The sequence below is a fragment of the Azospirillum sp. TSH64 genome (assembly GCF_003116035.1).
Taxonomy (GTDB): Bacteria; Pseudomonadota; Alphaproteobacteria; order Azospirillales; family Azospirillaceae; genus Azospirillum.
Genome location: NZ_LGQW01000015.1, coordinates 5,808,806 through 5,825,769, shown reverse-complemented (window position 1 = coordinate 5,825,769; position 16,964 = coordinate 5,808,806). Strand labels below are relative to the sequence as shown.

Annotated in this window: 16 protein-coding genes; 5 read left to right on the top strand and 11 right to left on the bottom strand. The window is 68.3% G+C overall.

The window, feature by feature from the left end; genetic code table 11:
• Nucleotide 1 precedes the first annotated feature (1 nt).
• The 3 genes from TSH64_RS27880 to TSH64_RS27870 all read right to left on the bottom strand — a co-directional run bounded on the left by TSH64_RS27880 (nucleotide 2) and on the right by TSH64_RS27870 (nucleotide 2,965).
• The gene (locus TSH64_RS27880; RefSeq protein ID WP_109450067.1) at nucleotides 2–1,021 is read right to left on the bottom strand and encodes a branched-chain amino acid ABC transporter permease; all 1,020 of its coding nucleotides are present in this window, start codon (nucleotides 1,019–1,021) and stop codon (nucleotides 2–4) included.
• Complete coding sequence (locus TSH64_RS27875; protein WP_098737640.1) at nucleotides 1,018–1,887, bottom strand: branched-chain amino acid ABC transporter permease; 870 nt, start codon at nucleotides 1,885–1,887, stop codon at nucleotides 1,018–1,020. Before TSH64_RS27875 ends, TSH64_RS27880 begins: the two co-directional genes overlap by 4 nt.
• 103 nt (nucleotides 1,888–1,990) lie before the next feature.
• Complete coding sequence (locus tag TSH64_RS27870) at nucleotides 1,991–2,965, bottom strand: L,D-transpeptidase (RefSeq protein WP_247873182.1); 975 nt, start codon at nucleotides 2,963–2,965, stop codon at nucleotides 1,991–1,993.
• A 217-nt stretch (nucleotides 2,966–3,182) separates the two neighbouring features.
• On the opposite strand from TSH64_RS27870, the gene TSH64_RS27865 reads away from it, so the two are divergent.
• Nucleotides 3,183–4,979, top strand: coding sequence for a tetratricopeptide repeat protein (locus TSH64_RS27865; RefSeq protein ID WP_109450063.1), 1,797 nt, complete (start codon nucleotides 3,183–3,185; stop codon nucleotides 4,977–4,979).
• 120 nt (nucleotides 4,980–5,099) lie between these two features.
• Here the strand turns inward: TSH64_RS27865 and TSH64_RS27860 are convergent, their stop codons facing one another.
• The 6 genes from TSH64_RS27860 to TSH64_RS27835 all read right to left on the bottom strand — a co-directional run bounded on the left by TSH64_RS27860 (nucleotide 5,100) and on the right by TSH64_RS27835 (nucleotide 10,988).
• Nucleotides 5,100–5,558, bottom strand: coding sequence for a cache domain-containing protein (locus TSH64_RS27860; RefSeq protein WP_109450061.1), 459 nt, complete (start codon nucleotides 5,556–5,558; stop codon nucleotides 5,100–5,102).
• A gap of 56 nt (nucleotides 5,559–5,614) precedes the next feature.
• Entirely contained in the window at nucleotides 5,615–6,043 is a 429-nt protein-coding gene (gene pedF / locus TSH64_RS27855) for a cytochrome c-550 PedF (protein ID WP_199237680.1), read from the bottom strand.
• Nucleotides 6,044–6,249: 206 nt separating this feature from the next.
• A complete protein-coding gene (locus TSH64_RS27850; RefSeq protein ID WP_109450059.1) occupies nucleotides 6,250–8,013 on the bottom strand; it encodes a methanol/ethanol family PQQ-dependent dehydrogenase in 1,764 nt (587 codons plus the stop codon).
• Nucleotides 8,014–8,250: 237 nt separating this feature from the next.
• Nucleotides 8,251–9,216, bottom strand: a complete 966-nt coding sequence (locus TSH64_RS27845; protein ID WP_109450057.1) for a quinoprotein relay system zinc metallohydrolase 1 — start codon at nucleotides 9,214–9,216, stop codon at nucleotides 8,251–8,253.
• Nucleotides 9,213–10,067, bottom strand: coding sequence for a quinoprotein dehydrogenase-associated SoxYZ-like carrier (locus tag TSH64_RS27840; protein WP_109450055.1), 855 nt, complete (start codon nucleotides 10,065–10,067; stop codon nucleotides 9,213–9,215). The genes TSH64_RS27845 and TSH64_RS27840 overlap by 4 nt, the downstream gene beginning before the upstream one ends.
• A gap of 45 nt (nucleotides 10,068–10,112) precedes the next feature.
• Entirely contained in the window at nucleotides 10,113–10,988 is an 876-nt protein-coding gene (locus TSH64_RS27835; protein WP_109450053.1) for a transporter substrate-binding domain-containing protein, read from the bottom strand.
• Nucleotides 10,989–11,232: 244 nt separating this feature from the next.
• Between TSH64_RS27835 and TSH64_RS27830 the strand changes: the two genes are divergently transcribed.
• The 4 genes from TSH64_RS27830 to TSH64_RS27815 are packed head-to-tail and all read left to right on the top strand — an operon-like array spanning nucleotide 11,233 to nucleotide 15,029.
• Nucleotides 11,233–12,453: an ABC transporter substrate-binding protein gene (locus TSH64_RS27830; protein ID WP_109450051.1), complete on the top strand. Its 1,221-nt coding sequence runs from the start codon at nucleotides 11,233–11,235 to the stop codon at nucleotides 12,451–12,453.
• Nucleotides 12,450–13,427 carry a YVTN family beta-propeller repeat protein gene (locus TSH64_RS27825; protein ID WP_109450048.1) on the top strand — a complete coding sequence of 326 codons (978 nt, stop codon included), beginning with the start codon at nucleotides 12,450–12,452 and terminating at the stop codon, nucleotides 13,425–13,427. The genes TSH64_RS27830 and TSH64_RS27825 overlap by 4 nt, the downstream gene beginning before the upstream one ends.
• 22 nt (nucleotides 13,428–13,449) lie before the next feature.
• Complete coding sequence (locus tag TSH64_RS27820) at nucleotides 13,450–14,214, top strand: ABC transporter ATP-binding protein (protein WP_109450046.1); 765 nt, start codon at nucleotides 13,450–13,452, stop codon at nucleotides 14,212–14,214.
• Nucleotides 14,211–15,029, top strand: coding sequence for an ABC transporter permease (locus TSH64_RS27815; protein ID WP_109450043.1), 819 nt, complete (start codon nucleotides 14,211–14,213; stop codon nucleotides 15,027–15,029). Before TSH64_RS27820 ends, TSH64_RS27815 begins: the two co-directional genes overlap by 4 nt.
• 4 nt (nucleotides 15,030–15,033) lie before the next feature.
• Here TSH64_RS27815 and TSH64_RS27810 read toward each other — a convergent pair whose 3' ends face one another.
• The gene (locus TSH64_RS27810) at nucleotides 15,034–15,729 is read right to left on the bottom strand and encodes a 2OG-Fe(II) oxygenase (protein WP_109450041.1); all 696 of its coding nucleotides are present in this window, start codon (nucleotides 15,727–15,729) and stop codon (nucleotides 15,034–15,036) included.
• Nucleotides 15,729–16,817: a bifunctional DNA-binding transcriptional regulator/O6-methylguanine-DNA methyltransferase Ada gene (gene ada / locus TSH64_RS27805; protein ID WP_109450039.1), complete on the bottom strand. Its 1,089-nt coding sequence runs from the start codon at nucleotides 16,815–16,817 to the stop codon at nucleotides 15,729–15,731. The genes TSH64_RS27810 and ada overlap by 1 nt, the downstream gene beginning before the upstream one ends.
• Nucleotides 16,818–16,964: the final 147 nt, after the last annotated feature.

Genomic DNA, 16,964 nt, shown 5'->3' with positions numbered 1-16,964 from the left:
CTCAGGCCCCCTCCCCCGGCTGGCGGACAAGACGCAGGCGGCGGGCCAGCCAGGGCCACACGCCCTCCGGCCGAAACACCACGATCACCACCAGCGCCGCGCCATAGAACAGTTGCTTCAGGCCGGGCAGGTCCAGCCCGCCGGCCTCGATCAGGAAGGTCAGCGCCTCGCCCAGCGGCGTCAGGATGAAGGCGCCGAGGATCGGGCCGACCAGCGTGCCGATGCCGCCGACGATGGCCGGCAGGATGATCTCGATGGAGCGGCCCATCGAGAAGACCTGCTCGGGGAACAGGTTGTTGAAATAGAAGGCCTGGAACACGCCGCCCAGCGCCGTCAGGGCGGAGGACACCGCCACCGCCGTCATGCGGGCGCGGAACAGGTCGACGCCAGAGGCCTCCGCCGCGTCCGGCTCCTCGCGCACCGCCAGCCATTGGTAGCCGAGCCGGCTGTGCAGCAGGGCGCGCGACAGGAACAGCGCGCCGACGACCAGCGCCAGCGCCACGTAATAGAACAGCACCGGCGAGCCGCGCAGGTTGAGCGGATCGCTCGCCCCCGCCTCCACCGGCAGGAAGAAGCCGCCGGAGCCGCCGACCCAGGTGATGTGGTCGAAGCCGATGCGCGCCACCTCGGCGAAGGCGATGGTCAGCAGGGCGAAATGCACGCCCTTCACCCCGAAGCGGAAGCCCAGGAAGCCGATGACGCAGCCGGCCACCACCGAGACCAGCATCGCCAGGACCATGCCGGCCCAGGGGCCGATGCCGAAATGGACGAACAGCGCCGCGCTGACATAGGCGCCGAGGCCGACATACAGCGCGTGGCCCAGCGACAGCAGGCCGGAAAAGCCCATCATCACGTTCCAGGCCTGCCCGACATAGGCGAACCACAGCACGGTGGTCAGCACCGACACCAGATAACGGTCGGCGACGAAGGGTGCCACCGCCAGCCCCAGCGCCGCCAGAACCAACAGCGCCATCCCGCGTCCGGTAATCCCGGAAGGCACCATTCCCGAAAGCCCGCTCATGACCGTTTCCCCAACAGCCCTTGCGGGCGCAGCAGCAGAACCACGATCAGCACCCCGTAGCTGAACAGGGATTTCATGGACGGCGTCAGCAGGAAGCCGGCCAGCGCCTCCGACATGCCGATCAGCACGCCGCCCAGCAGCGCGCCGGGCAGGCTGCCCAGCCCACCGACGATGACGATGATGAAGCTGAGCAGCGTGTATTCCGGCGCCAGCTGCGGCCGGGCATCGACCAGCAGGGTCATCAGCGCGCCGGCCACCCCGACCACCGCGGCACCGATGCCGAAGGTCAGGGCATAGAGCCCGTCGATGTTCAGCCCGACCACGCGGGCGCCCAGCGGGTTGTCGGCACAGGCGCGGATCGCCTTGCCAGTGCGGCTGAAGCGGAAGAAGGCGAACAGCGCCGCCGCCACCACGATGGCCGCCGCCCCGGCACGCAGCCGCACGGCGTCCAGCAGCATCGAGCCGATCTCCACCGTGTCGAAGCTGTAGGGTACCTGGACGTTGCGGGCATCTGGGCCGAACAGCATCAGCATGGCATTGACCAGGATGGTGGCGATGCCCAGCAGCAGGATGAACTGCATGTGCTCCGGCCGCTCGACGAATTTGTTGACCAGCCCGCGCTGCAACAGCCAGCCGCAGGCGAACAGCAGCGCCGCCATGAGCGGAGCCGACAGCAGCGGGTCGAGGCCCAGCCAGCCGCCCAGCAGCACCGCGCCGTACATGCCCGCCACCATCATCTCGCCATGGGCGAAGTTGACGACGCGCACCACGCCGAAGATGACCGAAAGCCCCAGCGCCGCGAGCCCGTAGACCAGGCCGGTCAGCAGGCCGGAGGCCGCGATGTTCAAATAATAGTCGATCGGCATGGGCGGCGGATTGTCCGAACGGTTGGGTTCTGCGGGTTAGCAGTCCAAGGGGGATGCAGGCAAGCCAGAACGACCGCCGGCACTGCGATTCGTCCCGAACCCGCTATGGCTGGCCGGCGATCCGGGTGCCGCCGCGCAGGCTGGCGATACGCTCCGCCACGTCGTTCAACCGGCGGTCGAGTGCCGTCGCCAGACAGGACTGCGCCGCCGCGGCCACCGCCGGGTCTCCTTCGGTGCCGCTGCGAATCCAGCAGAGCGCCGCGATCCGCTCGTGGAAGCGGCGCTCGTCCTGGATCAGCTCATAGGCGGCAGCGGCGCGGGCCGCCGGATCGGCGATGCCGGCCAGAAAGCGCTCCTGCGTTCCGCGGGCGCGTCCGTCGGAAAGGGCGAGCGCCGGGACGTCGCAGATCATCCGCCGCAGCGGCGCCGTCACCGTGGCACAGCGCGGATCGGCGACCGGCGCTGGCGGCGGCTCCAGCTGGGGTGGCGGCGGCTGGGGTGGCGGCGGCCGGGTCATGGCGGCCGCGGGCACCGGAGCGGCAACGGTCGGCGGTGGCGGCGGCGCAGCCTTGACCGCGACCGGAACCGTCCCGGCCAGACGGGAAGCCGGCGGCTTGGCCGCGCCCAGCGACTCCCGCACCACCCGCACCGGCATGCCGACCTCCGCCGCCGCGAAGACGGTTTCGATGTTGGCGGGCAGCATGCGGAAGCAGCCGCCGCTGGCCCGTGTGCCAATCGAGTCCGGGTCGTTGGTGCCGTGGATGGCGATGGCCGGCCAGCCGAGATCGAGCGCGAACCGGCCCAGCGGGTTGTTCGGTCCGGGCGGAACCGCCCGCGGCAGGGCGGGGTTGTCGCGCCGCTGGTTGGCGGTCGGCCGCCATGTCGGATCACGGCGCTTGCGCTGGATGCTGCTATCGCCGACGGGGATCGGCACGCCGGGACGGCCGATGGCGACCGGATAGCTGCGCATCCCCCCGTCGGGACCCGTCAGGTAGAGGCGGCGGTCGGCAAGGCTGATGGCGATGGAAGGGCCGCCGGTCACCGTCTCCAGCGCCTGGGCTGGACCTGCACCGTTCATCCCGGCAAGGGCAAGGAGAGCCCACAAAAGACACCGTGCCAGGATGGCGGTGACGGCTGTTGTCGGTCGGAGGAGGGCGCCACGGCTGCGGTCTCCCCGAAAGGTCGTAAATCCATGCATGCGGAAAGTTGATCGCGTGTCCCCTAAAACAGGGTAAACAGCATGGGACGACGGTCGCCGGGGAACGGGGCCGCCCCGGACAGCAAGGACGTGCATCATGGACCAGATCGAGCAGACGTTGGCCGTCGCAACGGAACACCACCGCGCCGGCCGCACCGCGGAGGCCGAACGGCTGTACCGCGACGTGCTGGACGCGTCGCCCGGCCATCCGGACGCGCTGCATCTGCTGGGGGTGATCGCGCTGCAATCGGGCCGCGCGGACGAGGCGGTGGACCGCATCGCCCAGGCCGTGGCCGGCGATGACGGTTCCCCGCTGTTCCATGCCAATCTGGGTCACGCCCTGCACGCGTCCGGCCGCCACCGCGAAGCGGCGATGAGCTTTGCCCGCGCCCTGACCCTGCTGACCAACGAGGGAGAGGGCTGGGGCAATGTCGGGGCGCTCGCCAACCTGATCCGCCGCTATGACGACGACATCCGCGCCGCCGCCGCCGCCGAGGTCGATGCCCGCTACACCATGGGCGACGTGATGCGGCGCCAGTCGCTGCTTTTCCTGCTGACCGGCGACGTGGCCTATTACCGCGCCCTGGTGAACACGGCGCTGGACGACCCGCTGCGCTTCTCCATCCCCTCGATGCACTATGCCTACTGGGGCATCGCCATGCGGCTGTTCCAGGGCGACACGCGCAAGGGCGACGTCAGCGCCTTCACCACCGGCGAATTCCGCCGGTTCTACCGCCTGCTGGTGGATGAGACGGCGCGCCGCTACGGTCTTGACACCCGCCTGCGCCGGGTGGCGCCGCGCACTGCGGTGAAGCGGGTGGCGCTGATCACCAACCAGATGCTGGGCGAAGGGCACCAGCCGACCGCCGACGCCTTCGATTATGCCCGCCGGCTGCAGGACGACCATGGTTGCGAGGTGCTGATCGTCAACCCCAACGCCATGGCGGTGGAAGGCGAGAACGGCTTCGTTCCCGAATACAGCTACAACGTCACCGAGGAATATGACGGCGAGCAGACCCTGACCGCCTTCGGCGCCAAGGTCCGCATGCTGTCCTTCCCGCAGCCGCGTTTCGACGAGGAGAAGCTGACCGCCATCGTCGATGCGGTGCAGCGCTTCGATCCCGACGTGATCGTTGCCTTCGGCGGCTCCAACACGGTGGCCGATCTGTTCGCCCGCAGCCGGCCTGTGGTGTTCCTGCCGACCTCCAGCGGCCTGCCGCCCTCGCTCGCCACGCTTCTGCTGGGCTACGCCCCGGAGGACAGCGCCGCCGGCTGGCCGGAGGAGGCGCGGGCGCGCTTCCGTCCCTTCTTCTTCGGCTGGACCCTGCCGGATGCCGGTCCGGCGCGCAGCCGCGCCGATTTCGGCCTGCCGGCCGACGGGCCGCTCTATGTCGTCGTCGGCAACCGCCTGGATCAGGAGGTCGGACCGGAGTTCCTTGAGACGCTCGACCGCCTGCTCGACCGCGTGCCCGACGCCCACATCGCCTTCGCCGGCGCGGTGACCGACCTGCCGGGCCGGATCGCCACCGCCCGCAACGCGGCGCGGATGCAGGCGCTGGGAGATGTCGACGCCATTCGCGGGCTGTACGGCGTGGCGACCGCCTATCTGAACCCGCCGCGCCAGGGCGGCGGCGGCAGTGCGGCCTTCGCTCTGGCGGACGGGCTGCCGGTGGTGACCTATGCCCGGGGCGATGTCGCCGGGATCGTCGGCTCCGCCCTGACCGTTGCCGACGAGACGGCCTTCCTGGACCGCGCCGCGGCGCTTGGAGAGGATGCCGCCGCGCGGGCGCAGGCGGCGGAAGCGGCACGCACCCGCTTCGCCGAAACGGCCGACCGCGCGCGGTCGGTGGAAAAGCTGCTGGACTATGCCCGCGAGGCGCAGGAGCTGTACTGAAATCCGGCCCTTCCCCTGCCCCGGACAGACGTCCGCCCGGCCCCTGTACGAAGTAGACCTTCGTACGGGGGCCGGGCGGAATTGTTTCAGACGCTATCCGGCGGCGGAGGTCTCAGGCCGTCACTGATCGTACGTCCCGGCACCGACGATGTAACGGCCATCGCGGGTGACGTAGGAATGCTTGTGCTCGACCTTGTTGGTCTGGCGGTTCAGCCAGACATAGTCGATGACGGCGTTCGGCTTGTCCTTGGTCTCGGTGATCATCGCCTGGACGATGGGCTTGCCTTCCGCATCCTTCAGATCGGCGGCGTTTGATCCGGCCAGCTTCGGGTTGGCGCCGGAGGCGACATAGCGGCCGTCGGTGTCGAAGACAAACACATACAGCTCACCGCGGCGGAAGCTGCCCTTGGGGTCCTGAAAGGCCTTGGTCGCCTCGTCCGGCCCCTTGTCCTTCAGATAGGCGACGGCCTCGGCGACCAGCGACTTGGCCTGTTCCGGCGTGGCGTGATCGGCGGCGAAGGCCGGTGCGGTCAGCAGGGCCGCCGCGACGGCGACCAGGGATGCGGTTCTGCGAATCATGGATGACCACCTTGGAAGAGAGGAAGGGAGGGAAGGAGCCGACGATCCAGCAGGGGTCACTCCTCGTGCACGGTTTCCAGCCAGGAGCGGATCGACCACAGCGCCTCCTGCCCCAGCGCTTCACCGAACTGCGGCATGTAGGTCACGCCGTTGCGGATCGAGCCGTTGGTGACGCGCTCCTTGAACCACTCGTCGCCGGCATCCCCCTTCTCCAGGTAGCGCAGGTCGGGGGCGATGCCGCCGGACACCGCACCCAGCCCATGGCAGCGCGCGCAGTTCTGGTTGAAGGCGGACGAACCGATCTCGATGGCGCGCGGGTTGCCGCGGTAGGGATTGCTGTCCCGCCACTTCTCACCCAGCTTCTCCAGCCCGGTGGTGTCCACCGGCTGCGGGACGACATCGCCGTGTGCGTAAACCAGACCGGGAAGAGCGACGGCGCTGATCAGACCAATCGCGGCTGCAAGCCGAACAATCCGTGCATTCATGAGAAAGACGTTCCCTCTGTTTCTGGCCGCCCTGCGGCCTTTGCTTCGCATGAGCGGACGTTATCAGCAGTGGGACCTGTGAATAATTGGACTATGGTAGGACATAACCAAATCAATGCCTGAGATGACTATGGCAGGCGCAGACACGGGAATGGGCGGACCGGATCGCTCCGGCCCGCCTTCCTCCCGCCTGTCCGCGCCTGATATCAGGCCTTCGGCAGCTTGAAGACCCAGAGAGAGCCGCCCTGGTTGATGTCCTTCACCAGCTTGGCGACGTCGCCGCCCCACAGCGGCACCGCGCCGCCCCAGCCGGAGACGACGGCGACATACTGCTCGCCATCCATCTTCCAGGTGACCGGGCTGCCGACCACGCCGGAGCCGGTCTGGAACTTCCAGACCTCCTGGCCCGACTTGGCGTCGAAGGCCTTCAGATAGCCTTCCGGCGTGCCGGTGAAGACGAGGTTGCCGGCGGTGGTCAGCACGCCGCCCCACAGCGGGGCCGGGTTCTTGTATTCCCAGACGATCTTGCCGGTCTTCGGATCGACGGCGCGCAGCGCACCGATGTAATCGTCATACAGCGGCTTGATGGTGAAGCCGGCGCCGAGATAGGCCGCACCCTTCTTGTAGGTGATCGGCTCGTTCCAGATGTCCATGCCCCACTCGTTGGCCGGGACATAGAACAGCTCGGTCTGCGGGTTGTAGGCCATCGGCATCCAGTTCTTGGCACCCAGGAAGGCGGGGGCCGCGAAGACCGACTTGCCCTTGGCGTCATGCGCATCGCTGGTCGCCGGGGCGCCCGGACGGTTGTCGTCGTTGTAGATCGGACGGCCGGTCTCGATGTCGATGCCCTTGGCCCAGGTGATCTTGGTGACGAAGGGCGAGGCGTTGATCAGCTTACCGGTGTTGCGGTCGATGACGTAGAAGAAGCCGTTGCGGTCGGCCTTGCCGCCGGCCTTGATGACCTTGCCGTCCTTCTTCAGGTCGAAGGACACGAACTCGTTGACGCCGTCGAAGTCCCAGCCGTCATGCGGCGTGGTCTGGTAGTGCCACTTGATCTCGCCATTGTCCGGATTGATGGCCAGCGTGGAGGAGGTGTAGAGGTTGTCGCCCGGACGCAGGTGTGAGTTCCAGGGCGCCGGGTTGCCGGTACCGAAGAACAGCGTCTTGGTTTCCGGATCGTAGGTGCCGCCCAGCCAGGTGGCGCCGCCGCCGGTCTTGTACATGTCGCCGGGCCAGCTGGCGTTGGTCTTGCCGGTGACGGTCGACTCCTTGCCGTTCAGCGTGCCCATGTTGCCTTCGATGGTCGGGCGCTGCCAGACCAGCTCGCCGGTTTCGGCATCGCGCGCTTCGACCATGCCGATCACGCCGAACTCGCCGCCGGAATTGCCGGTGATGATCTTGCCGTCGATGATCAGCGGGGCGGCGGTGTTGGAATAGCCTTCCTTGTATTCCTGCAGCTTCTTGTTCCACACAACCTTGCCGGTCTCGCGGTTCAGCGCGACGAGGCGGGCGTCCAGCGTGGCGAAGTAGATCTTGTCCTTGTAGATCGCCGCACCGCGGTTCACCACGTCGCAGCAGGGCATGATGCCGTCGGGCAGGCGGTGGTTGTATTCCCACTTCTTGTGGCCGGTGCGGGCATCGACCGCATAGAGGCGGGAATAGGAACCGGTGACGTAGATGGTGCCGTCATAAATGATGGGCTGGGCTTCCTGCCCGCGCTGCTTCTCGCCGCCGAAGGAGAAGGACCAGACCGGAACCAGCTTCTTGACGGTGTCGGCGTTCAGGTCGGTCAGCGGGCTGAAGCGCTGGGCCTGCGGTCCCATGCCATAGGTCAGAACCGCTTCGGTGTTGGTGGCGCTCCTCAGCAGATCGTCGCTGGACGGGCCACCGGCGTCGGCGGCGAGGACGCCGGTGGCGCTGAACGCGGTCAGCGAGGCTGCCAGGGCGAGACTTGTAACCAGGCGCTTCATGTGCGGTTGCCTCCCAAAACTGATGATGACGGCACCGCCCGGGCAAGACCCGCCCGTTGCCGCCAGACGGGCGGGTCCGGCGGTGGCGAACGGAATCGGGGCGGTTTTTCAAGCTTTTGGCGGCCGGAGGGGCCGCGTCGCTCTACGATATTCGGCAGTGTAGACGGATGATCGGTCGGGTAAATTGTCGGATAGTAGCAGGCGTAAGCGTCAGTTCTCCTCCGGGTCAACGAGCCGTCAATTGACCCGCGGCAGACTTGCCTGCTCGATCCTTGGCCAGAGATGGGCGACGGAGCGGCGATACTCTTCGCGCAGCACGTCAAGCACTTGGAACCGCTCCGGAATCGGCAGCTCCAGCGCTTCGGCCATATCGAGGCCGGACTCCACGGCATGGCGCAGCGTGCCGTCGAGCCAGGTCAGCCAGTCGCGGGTCTGGGCGACGCAGGCCTTGTCGGGACGGATGTGGCCGTGGTTGGGCACCAGCAGCCGGATGTCCAGCGCATCGACCGCATCCAACTCCTTCAGCCAGTCGGCGACGGTGGCGTGCGGCGTGGTCGGGGTGCGGTCGCAGAACACCACGCCGCCGGTGAACAGCACGCCCGTCGATTCGTCCAGGATCATCAGGTCGGCGGCGGTGTGGCCGCTCAGCGGGATCAGCCGCAGTTGGTGGTCGCCGAACTTCACGGTCGAGCCATAGACCGGCTCCGTCGGCAGCGTCACCTCGGTTCCGCGCATCCAATCGCCGACCAGCCGGTACATGTTCTCGGCGATGCCGTTGCCCTCCTCCTGGATGCCGGCGATGGTGCCGGGCAGCGCCGCGACGGGCACGTCGGCGAAAGCCTGGTTTCCCAGCCAGTAATCCGGATGCAGGTTGCTGACGAAGACTTTACGGATCGGCTTCTCTGTGACCTTGCGGATGGCCGCGCGCATCTCCTCGCCATAGCGGCGGGACGGGCCGGTCTGAATGACGATCACCCCGTCGGCCGTGACGATGAAGCCGGAATTCAGGATGTTGCCGCCGTTGGCGCGGGTGAAATGCTTGGTGGAGCCTTCAAAGACGTAGGTGTCGGGGGCGATCCGCGTCGGCTTCAGATCGTAGGTCAGCGTCCCCGCGGCACATGCGCCACCCGACATCAGCCCGGCGGCCAGGACGGCGGCAAAGGCGGCGGACAGCACCAGCCGGCGCAACAGCGGCACGCTCATTGCCCGACACTCCACGGCTGCCCGACCGGTTTCAGCGACATCGCCGGCTTGGCGCCGGGCGGCGGCATCGGGATGGTCGCCCGGATTTCGCCGCCCTGGTTGTCCCGGCCACGCAGGATCAGCGCGGTGGCGTCCGGGGGCGGGCGGACATCCAGCGAAAAGACCGGATTCTCCGACACCGGCTCCAGGCTGTCGATCCGCGCCAGCGTCGGAGAACCGCCGGGGGTCTGCGCCTCCACCTGCAGGGTCTCGACGAAATAGGCCGGGATGCCGTCGACCAGCCCGGTGTCGTTGGGATGGCGGATGCGCAGCCGCAGCCGCGCCATCCCGTCGTCAGCCGCCGGCCACAGCCGGGCCTGCACCTCGCCGACATGGTCGGCCCAGTCCTTCTGGGCATAGGATGCCGGCGGCGCGCTGCACCCGCCGCCCGCCGCGTCGACCAGCACGCCGGAGACATGCCAGACCCCGTCGGCGGTGCGCGCCGCGCCGCGCACCGCGGTGGCCTGCTGGATCTTGATGCGCGTGGCGATGTAGGGCGCAGCAGTGCCGGGGTGGTAGCGCAACACCAGCGGAAAGGGGTTCAGGTCGGCAATCGCCACCATCTCAACCACCTGTCCCAGCGCCGTGGCGTCGACGGAGAGCGGCACCGCGCGCGTGTCTTCCGCGGCCGCCGGAGCGGTCACCTTGACGGCAGCGTCGAACACGACCGGAGCGCCGGCGAAATACTGGTCGCGCAATATGTCCCACATCACGGACTTCAGTGGATCGGACGGGGAGCTTGCGGCGAGGGCGGGTGCCGCGACGGCGAGCATCGCACAGGTAAGTCCCACATGGCGCAGCGCGTCTCTCATCCACCCCTCCCGACCCATACGGCAAACCGTTCGCTCGTCCCCGCCTCACTCCACCAGCGGCGGCGGCGTGTGGGTAACGCCGTAGGCGGCGAAGATCTTCGCCATCGTTCCGTCCTCGGTCAGCGCCGTCACCGCGTCGCCGATGCTGTAGGCGAGGTCGCGGGAATTCTCCTTGGTCGCCATGCCGATGTTCCAGCTGGAGGTCATCATGCCCGGCAGGGTCACGGTGGTGACCGGAAACTGCTCCATCCTGGCCCCGAGCGCCGCCTGCACTTGGCTCAGCGGCGCCAGCACCGCCGCCGCCTCGCCGGCGGTCAGCTTTTCGATGGCGGCCTCGGGCGTCGGGCAATGGATGATGCGGCTGCGCAGCCGGCCACCCTGCAAACCCAGCAGGAAGAAGTCGGGAACGCTGTCGATCTCCACCGCGATCGGTTCGTCCGGCAGGGTCGCCAGCACGGCGGAACGCACCCGCTGCGGATCGCGGGCGAGCGCGAAGACCTCCTGATGATAGGGGCCGAACAGCACCGCTTCCGGATTCATCAGGCCGAAGCGCTTGTCATAGGGGATGTGCATCATGATGTCGGCCAGCTCGCCGCCGAACAGGCTGCCGCGCCACACCGCCACGCGCAGATCGTCCGACACCGTCTCTCCGGGGATCTGCTCGTAGATGTCGGCCTTGACGCCCAGCTTCCCGGCAATCGCCCGCGCCAGATCGACGTCGATGCCGACCAGGGCACCGTCGCGCTGGAAGGAGAAGGGCGGAAACTCGCGATAGACCGCCACGCGCAGCCGCCCGCGCTCCATCACCTCGTCCAGCGGCCGGGCGGCAGCCTGTCCGACACCGAGCGTGGACGCAGCCCCGGCGGACGCGCAGCTTGCGGCCAGTCCGGACAGGAAACGGCGGCGGGTCACAATCGCCATGGCAGGTCCCGGCAGTGGTGGGTTCGTCAGGGAACGGGCTGGCAGGATAGCCATCGCTCCGCAGCGCCAATAATTGGACTTTCGTACAAGATACCCTCCGGCCCGTCCGGCCGTCCCCGGTCGGCGGGCCTCGGCCGGTGGCCCTGCCCACCCCGTCCCCTGTCCATGCTTCCATAGTCGCATTCCGGAGTTGTGGTTCGCCCGATAGGCTGTACTCCAAACTGTTGGCATTCCGACGGATACGATGACGAAGCTCCGCCTGCCCCGCCTTCTCAACAGCGTGTCGCTGGCGGCACTCGGCGCCCTGCTGCTGGCCGGGGCGCCCGGTGTCGGCACAGCCGCCGACGCCGTCGGCGAGATCCGCATCGGTTTCCTGTCGCAGACGCCCGAGCCGCCGCCCTCCGTCGCCAACCCGGACGAGCCGGCGGCCGACGACGGCTTGGCCGGAGCATCGCTCGCCATCGCCGACAACAACACGACCGGCAAGTTCCTGAAGCAGTCCTTCGTTCTCGACAGCGTGGAGGTTCCGCCGGACGGCGATGCCGCCGCCGCCCTGCGCGAACTGGCCGGCCGCGGCGACCGCTTCGTCGTCGTCGACGCGCCGGGTGCGACGGTGGAGGCGCTGTCGAAGCTGCCGGAGGCGCGCACCCTGCTTCTGCTGAATGCCACCGCGCCCGACGACGCCCTGCGCGGCAGCGCCTGCGCCGCCAACCTCATCCATGTGGCGCCCAGCCGGGCGATGCTGGCCGACGCGCTCGGGCAATATCTGGTGAAGAAGCGCTGGCCGCGCTGGTTCCTGGTCACCGGCCGCCGGCCGGAGGACAAGCTGTACGCCGACGCCGTCCGCCGCGCTGCCAAGCGCTTCGGCGCCCAGATCGTCGCGGAGAAGGATTGGACCGCCGAAAGCGACGTCAACCGCACCGCCGAATCCGAGATTCCGGTCTTCACCCAGGCCAAGGCCTATGACGTGCTGGTCGTCGCCGACGAGGTCGGGGAGTTCGGCGACTATCTGTCCTACCGCACCGCCGATCCGCGCCCGGTCGCCGGCACCCAGGGGCTGGTCCCCACCGTCTGGCACCGCACGCATGAGCAATGGGGGGCGGCACAGCTGCAATCCCGCTTCAAAGCGGCGGCAAAGCGCCCGATGACGGCGCGCGACCACAATGACTGGACCGCCGTCCGCGTCATTGGCGAGGCTGCCGCCCGTGCCCGCACCGCCGATCCCGACCGCCTGATCGCCTTCATCCAGTCGCTCGACTTCACCATGTCCGCCTTCCGCGGCGCACCGCTCAGCCTGCGACCCTGGGACGGGCAGCTGCGCCAGCCGGTGCTGCTGGCCGCCGACCGCTCGCTGGTGTCGGTGTCGCCACAGGAGGGATTCCTCCACCCGCGCACCGAGCTGGACAGCCTGGGCTACGACCAACCGGAAACGCTCTGCAAGACGCGAGGAAAAACCACGCCATGACCGCCGCCCGCTTCACCGGCATTTCCTTGGCCGCATTGATCGCCGCCACCCTGGCCTCCGCCGCCTCGGCCCAGACCATCTATGTGTCGAACGAGAAGGACAACACGCTGTCGGTGATCGACGGCAAGACCATGGCGGTCACCGACACCATCAAGGTCGGCAAGCGCCCGCGCGGCATCACCCTGTCCAGGGACGGCACCCAGCTGTTCATCTGCGCCAGCGACGACCACACGGTGCAGGTCTTCGACCTTGCCAGCAAGACGGTGGTCCACAACTTGCCGTCGGGCGAGGATCCCGAACAGTTCGCCCTCAGCCCCGACGGCAAGAGCCTGATCATCGCCAACGAGGACAGCAACATCGTCACCGTGGTCGACGTGCCGACGCGCAAGGTCGCCTTCCAGGTCGATGTTGGGGTGGAGCCGGAGGGAATGGATGTCAGTCCCGACGGCCGCTGGGGCGTCAACACCTCCGAGACGACCAGCATGGTCCACTGGATCGACATGGAAAAGCGCGCGGTGGTCGACAACACGCTGGTCGGCCCGCGCCCGCGCTACGCCCAGTTCACCAAGGACGGCTCGCAGCTGTGGGTGTCGTCGGAGATCGGCGGCACCGTCAGCGTCATCGACACCGCCACCCGGCAGGTCAAGAAGGTCGTCGATTTCCACATCAAGGGCGTCGCCAAGGACCGCATCCAGCCGGTGGGCGCCAAGCTGACCGACGACGGCCGCTATGCCTTCGTGGCGCTCGGCCCGGCCAACCATGTCGCGGTGGTGGATGCCAAGACCTTCGAGGTGAAGGATTACCTGCTGGTCGGCCGCCGCGTCTGGCATCTGGCGCTGACGCCGGACCAGAAGATGCTCTACACCACCAACGGCGTCAGCGGCGACGTGTCGGTGATCGACGTCGACAGCCTGAAGGTGACCAAGACGGTCAAGGTCGGCCGTTACCCCTGGGGCGTGGCGGTCAAGGGCTGAGGCACAGGAAGGGGAAGGCGGAATGACGGTGCCGGCATTGGAGGTCGAGGGGCTGCGCCACGGCTACGGCGGGAACCGCCTTGCGCTGGAGGATGTCGGCTTCCGCGTGATGCCCGGCGCTTTCACCTGCCTGCTCGGTCCGAACGGGGCGGGGAAGAGCACGCTGTTCGCGCTGGCCACCGGGTTGCTGCGGCCCAATGCCGGGCGGGTGCGCATCCACGGCCACGACATCGTGCAGGCGCCGGGCAAGGCGCTGGCGGAACTGGGCGTGGTGTTCCAGCAGCCCACCCTCGACCTCGACCTGACGGTCTTGCAGAATCTGCGCTATTTCGCCGCCCTGCACGGCATCGGCCGGCGCGAGGCCGACCGGCGGATCGAGACGGAACTGACCCGCCTGTCGCTGTTTGAACGGCGTGGGGAAAAGGTGCGGGCGCTCAACGGCGGCCATCGCCGGCGGGTGGAGATCGCCCGTGCCCTGCTGCATCGCCCGACCCTGCTGCTGCTGGACGAACCCACGGTCGGGCTGGACATCCCCGCCCGCCGCACCCTGATCCGCCATGTCCATGCCCTGTGCGCGGAGGACGGTATCGCGGTGCTGTGGGCGACCCACCTGATCGACGAGATCGATCCCGCCACCGACCATGTGGTGGTCCTGCATCGTGGCCGCGTCCGCGCCTGCGGACCGGTCGCCGCGGTGAATGCCGAAACCGGCTGCGCCAGCGTGGCGGAGAGCTTCGACCGGCTGACCGCTGCCCGACCGGCCGCAGATGTGGAGGCCGCGGCATGACCGGACGGCAGCTGAATGTCTGGGGAACCGCCTTCCAGGGAATCGTCGCGCGCGAGGTACTGCGCTTCATCCACCAGCGTGAGCGCTTCCTCGGCGCGCTGGTGCGCCCGCTGGTCTGGCTGTTCGTCTTCGCCGCCGGGTTCCGGGCGGCGCTCGGCATCGCCATCATCCCGCCCTACGAGACCTACATTCCCTACGAGGTCTACATCGTGCCCGGGCTGATCGGCATGATCCAGCTGTTCAACGGCATGCAGGGGTCGCTGTCGATGGTCTACGACCGCGAGATGGGCAGCATGCGCATCCTGCTGACCAGCCCGCTGCCCCGCGCCTTCCTTCTGGTGGCGCGGCTCCTGGGCGGGGTGGTGGTGTCGATCCTCCAGGTGGCGGCCTTCCTGCTGATCGTCAGGCTCTATGGCATCGACCTTCCGGTCTGGGCGCCGCTGACCGTGCTGCCGGCCCTGCTGTTGAACGGGCTGATGCTGGGGGCGCTCGGCATGGTGCTGGCCTCCACCATCCGCCAGCTGGAGAATTTCGCCGGGGTGATGAACTTCGTGGTTTTCCCCCTCTTCTTCCTGTCCTCCGCCCTTTACCCGCTCTACCGCATGGAGGAGGCCGGCCCGCTGTTGTGGTGGCTGTGCAGCCTCAACCCCTTCACCCATGGGGTGGAGTCGATCCGTTTCGCCCTTTATGGCCGGGTCGACGGGCTGGCGCTGGCGGTCGTCGCCGGATCCACCCTGCTGTTCGCAGCACTTGCGGTGCGCGGCTACTCGCCCGCGCGCGGCATGGGATCGCGGGCCCCGTCGGCAGCGGGGTGAGGTCTCAAGCTGCGTCGTGGAAGATGATGCCGGTTGTGTAGCGCTCGCCGGAGCGCACCGGGCTGACGCCATGCCGCTGCCGGACGCGGTAAATACCGCGGGTGCCCTGCACCGGGCGCTGATCGACCGCGAAGATCACCGCATCTCCCAGCCCCAGCGGCACGACGGTGGCGCGCGACTGCATGCGTGGCCGCTGCTCGGTCAGGACAAACTCGCCGCCGGTGAAGTCCGGTCCCGGTTCCGACAACAGGATGGCGACCTGCAACGGGAACACCGTCTCACCATACAGATCCTGGTGCAGGCAATTATAGTCGCCAGGACCGTATTTCAGGAGCAGCGGCGTGGGACGACGCTGTCCGGCCGCGTGGCAGCGCTCCAGGAACTCGGCGTGCTCCGCCGGATAGCGGGTGTCGAGCCCCATCGCGGCGGCCCAGCGGTTGGCCACCGGTGCCAGCCGCCGATAAAGCGGTGCGCGCAGCGCCGCGATCGGTTCCGGCAGCGGGTAACTGAAATATTTATATTCGCCTTTTCCAAAGCCGTGCCGCTCCATCACCACCCGGCTGCGGAAAGGACTATCCTGCCCATAGAGCCCCGCCAGTGCCTTGCAGGCTTCCCCGTCCAGCAGAGGCCCCACGACGGCATGGCCAACGGAGTCCAGCTCCATGCCGATGCGCGTCCAATCCAGAGTCTGCATCACCATCACCGCGTCGCCTCCTTGCGCTCGCGATCCAGCAGGTCCCGCTTGCGCTCCACGCCCCAGCGATAGCCGGACAGACCTCCATCCGACCGCACCACCCGATGGCAGGGGATCGCCACCGCCAATGGATTGGCCCCACAGGCCCGCGCCACCGCCCGCACCGCCGCGGGCTCGCCGATGGCGGTGGCGATCTCGGCATAGCTGGCGGTCCTGCCGGCGGGAATGGCGCACAGTGCCTGCCATACCCGCTGCTGGAAAGCGGTGCCGCCGATATCCAGCGGCAGGGTAAGGCCGGTCCCCGGTGCCTCGACGAACCCCACCACCTGCGCCACCATAACCTCGAAAGCCGGGTCGCCCCCGATCAGGTCCGCTTTCGGAAAGCGGTCCTGCAAATCGCGGAGCAGCAGGTCGGGATCGTCGCCGAGCAGGATCGCGCAGACCCCGCGCTCCGTCGCCGCCACCAGGATCGAGCCCAGCGAGCAAACGCCGACCGCGAAGCGGATCGTCTCCCCCGCTCCGCCCCTGCGGTAGCTGGTGGGCGTCATCCCCAGGCGCACTCCCGCGGTTTCGTAGAACCGTCCGGAGGATCCATAGCCGGCCTCATAGATCGCCGCGGTCACGCTGCCGGCCTGCTGCAGGGCATTGGCGACACGGGTGGCACGCTGCGCCTGGACATAGGCCCGCGGGGTAACCCCGGTCACCTGCTTGAAAATGCGGTGGAAATGGTGCGGGCTCATCCCCGCCGCGGTCGCAAGTTCGTCCAGCTGCGGCGCTTCCTCCGCCTCCTCGATCAGGCGGCAGGCGGCGGCGACCGCCCCGGCACGGCGGTCGCCCTGGCTCGGCCCATCCGGCCGGCAGCGCTTGCAGGGCCGGAAGCCTGCCCGTTGGGCCTCGGCGTTGGTGGCATAGAAGGCGACATTCTCCGGCCGTGCCGGCCGTGCGGCACAGCTTGGCCGGCAATAGACGCCGGTGCTGCGGACCGCATAAACGAACCGCCCGTCGGCGGCAGGATCGCGGCGGCGCAACGCCTCCCAGCGCTCCGCCTCGACATCGATGATTTCAGATGTGGCCGTATCGAGTGCGACTGTCATTTGTCCCTCTCTCTGCACGAACCTTACAGGTTCCGTGGGGTGATGAGGGAGCAGTCTGAGCCACCGGACAAACCGGTACACTCCGCCGCTTGCTTTTGAATTGCAAATGTACGGCCCGAACAGCGAAACGCCCCGTCTCTTTCGAGG